This window comes from Maribacter sp., assembly GCF_049667165.1.
Taxonomy (GTDB): domain Bacteria; phylum Bacteroidota; class Bacteroidia; order Flavobacteriales; family Flavobacteriaceae; genus Maribacter_A.
Map to the genome: position 1 here is coordinate 1 of NZ_JBATHS010000303.1, position 3404 is coordinate 3404.

Here is a 3404-nt window from a genome sequence, read left to right on the forward strand (position 1 = left end):
TAGGCATTCACGAGCAGTCGCTGTGCGCCTCCGTCGGTAACCACATATAATCCTCCAATTCTATCGATACCTTCGGGATTGTTGTCGGGAGTGCGGTTTAAAACTTCTGAAAAAACCTGAAGAGGCGTTTCCACCATATTAAGATCACCCAAGGTTTCGCTTATTACCAATTCAGGAATGGCGAATTCGGCAATTGCCTGCTGGTGGGCATGGCCGACAATAAAAAGGGAATGGTTTTGCGCATTGTAGGCAATAGGACCTTGCGAATAATTGATATCGGAGGCCCCAAAAACACTTGCATTGATCCTAAATGCCCCTTCATAGGTAAGTTGTGTCCTGGAGAACAAGGGCAGCTCTTCAAGATTTTGGGCGTAAACCGATGAAATGGCCAAAACAAAAACAAAAATGAAAGCTTTTAGAAACTGCATAGTATGATTGTTATTCGGCTGACCGTTACCTAGGGATAAGTAGGTGTAGGTAGTATTAAAATAACGTCGCTTATCGGTTAATGTTGTGGATAAGTAATACCACGTTACACAACTACCTACAGCAGCAGGTAGGCACTTCTAAATTGCCCAGTATAATGCTTATTAAAGAATTCATGAACCAAAAGGTTCCACTCTCCTCCTAACACTTCGACTAGCATGCCTGGGGCCTGCGCAGGGCAGGCGCCATACAAGACAACATGGCCGCCTCTAGTGGATTAATGTTCATTTTGTATTATGGGTTTAGCCATGGGCGCTATTGCTTTTAAATTTTTTCGATTTAAATAATACTTGCGTCAATACTATAAATATAGTTTTTGAGTTACAATAAAAGTGAATTGTTTTTTAGCTAACTTTCAATGTACTTATATTGAATCATGCCCTTTAATATTACCAAATATGACCACTAAAGTGCGTTTCATGATGTATTGTAGCGTTGAACATGGTTATTATTGTTCCTAAACGCTTCATTATTAGGTTAATATTAAGGTACTTTTTACCTAGGTAACGCAAAAATAAATAGAACATGAACGATAAAATAATCATTAATTTCACGCCTACGGGCATGATTCCCACGAAAAAAATGACACCTTATGTGCCCTTAAGTGTCTCTGAAATTGTGGAAGATGTTCGCCTTGCCACAGAAATTGGCATAACAATGGTTCATTTACATGCTATGGATCCTGTAACGCAAGAGCCCACTTACAAGAAAGAAATTTATGCGGAGATTATTGAAGGGATTCGTAAATATGCTCCTGAATTAGTCATCTGCACCTCACTGAGCGGTAGAAATTTCAATCAGTTGGAACAACGGTCAGACCCTTTAAATTTAACCGGGAATTTAAAACCTGATATGGGGAGTTTGACCTTAAGTTCATTAAACTTCAATAATGTAGCAAGTATGAATTCACCCCAAATGATTCAGGACTTGGCAGCTATTATGAAAAAAAATGGTATTGTTCCTGAGTTGGAAGCATTTGATGTGGGAATGATCAATTATGCCAAATATTTAGAACGAAAGCAATTAATTGAACCTCCCTATTATTTTAATCTATTATTAGGAAATATCGCATGTGCCCAAGCCGACATTCTACACGCAGGTATTATGATAGGCGATGTTCCAGAGAATTCGATCTGGAGTTTAGCGGGAATTGGCATTAACCAGTTAAAAATGAACTCACTCGCTATTGCATTTGGCGGTGGCGTTCGTGTTGGAATCGAAGATAATATTTGGTATGATAATGAACGGACGCGGCTGGCAACAAATTCAGATTTGTTAAAACGCGTGCATAGGATTGCGAAGGCAAATGATAGTGAGATAATGACCTCTAAAGAATTTAGGAAGAAAATGAACTTACAACCGGGACATGGTAAATATGGTAGAAAAAGTTAATCTTGAGAGTTATAATTAAAAAACATACCCTAAACAAAATCAACGATTAACAGCATGAAAAAAATGCATCTATTGGGCAGTTCAAAGGAGGCCTTGGCTATTACTTTTGATATCATGGAAGAAATTTTCGGCGCGACCCAATTTTTAATATATCCCAATATTGATACGATATCAATCCCTTTGATGCCAATTAAAGCTTTGGATTATACAATCATGCCAGTGGGTACTGTACCTAAATCTTCCAGCAAAGTTTTTATTGCTACACCTGGACCAAAAAACAAAGCAGCTATTTTTAATGACTTCCATCAAAAACATAATATTGGCAAAAATAGATACCTTCAAGTCATTCACCCCTCGGCCTATATCGCTAGTTCATGCCATATCGAAAATGGAGTTTTGATTGAACCCCATGTAGTAATCAGTTCTCAAACCACCATTGGATTTGGAGTTTTTATAAAGAGAGGGAGCCTAATCGGTCATCATAATGATATTGGCGCATTTACCGATATTAACCCTGGAGTAGTACTTTCTGGAAACATTACTATTGGCGAAAAATGTGTAATCGGTTCTGGGGCCATTGTCAAAGATAACATAAGCATTGGCGCCAATACAATTATTGGTATTGGCAGTGTTGTTACAAAAAATATCCCGGCCAACGCTGTGGCATATGGGAATCCATGTAAAGTTGCAAGAGAGAATACCTAAGAGATTTCTTAATTCCGCCCAAGCTTTTAATGGATAAAATAGAACCCTTTCCAAATATACGTGTATCCATCGCAAGGTCATTCATTTTATGTCAATCCTGTATAAAGCAAAGAAGGGAAGCCAGGTATAGTAACCGTAGAATATAAATTGTCCACCTTTTGCGGAAGATAAAGCGGTGGTAAAAAAAGGAGAGTCATATACTTGGTTTTCGCCAGAGCGGCTAAACCCATAATCAAAAATGATGGCACGCTGGCATAATTCCATATATCGGGAAGAATTGTGTTTTGCCCTTTACATAATCCCGTTTGTTTTCACATTTTTATCGATTTGACGCACAAGCCCTCTTAAAAAATGTCCAGGGCCAATTTCTGTAAATTCGATTGCACCGTCCTCTATCATGTGGAGGATGGTATGTCGCCACATTACGGGATGCGTCAATTGATCGATCAAATTTTTCCTGATTAACTCTATACTGCCGCTTGGTCGTGCCGTAACATTTTGATAAACAGGGCAAATTGGCATTTTGAATGCTGTTTCTGCTACCGCCACACTAAACTCTTCAACAATTGGCTCCATAAAGGGAGAGTGGAATGCGCCACTTACGGCTAAATTTACTATGCCCTTAGCACCAGGTCTTAATTTATCACATGCTTCTTTGATTGCTTTCTTTTCCCCTGAGATAACTACTTGACGAAGCGAATTATAATTGGCAGGTACCACTATGCCGTCAACCTTTTTACAGATATCCTTAACGATAACATCATATAAGCCAACCACAACGGCCATACCTGTATTTTCGGCTTCACAAACTTTTTGCATAA

Annotated in this window: 4 protein-coding genes; 2 read left to right on the forward strand and 2 right to left on the reverse strand. The window is 38.8% G+C overall.

Annotation, left to right across the window (positions count from 1 at the left end; genetic code table 11):
* A partial coding sequence (locus WBM98_RS14320; protein WP_424366706.1) for a hypothetical protein occupies window positions 1-428 on the reverse strand: 428 nt, incomplete at its 3' end.
* 583 nt (window positions 429-1011) lie between these two features.
* Between WBM98_RS14320 and WBM98_RS14325 the strand changes: the two genes are divergently transcribed.
* Window positions 1012-1878: a 3-keto-5-aminohexanoate cleavage protein gene (locus WBM98_RS14325; protein WP_424366707.1), complete on the forward strand. Its 867-nt coding sequence runs from the start codon at window positions 1012-1014 to the stop codon at window positions 1876-1878.
* Between the two features lie 54 nt (window positions 1879-1932).
* Window positions 1933-2583, forward strand: coding sequence for an acetyltransferase (locus tag WBM98_RS14330; RefSeq protein WP_424366708.1), 651 nt, complete (start codon window positions 1933-1935; stop codon window positions 2581-2583).
* A gap of 291 nt (window positions 2584-2874) precedes the next feature.
* Here WBM98_RS14330 and WBM98_RS14335 read toward each other — a convergent pair.
* Window positions 2875-3404, reverse strand: a 530-nt coding sequence (locus WBM98_RS14335; protein WP_424366709.1) for an ACP S-malonyltransferase, incomplete at its 5' end; no start/stop codon positions are given.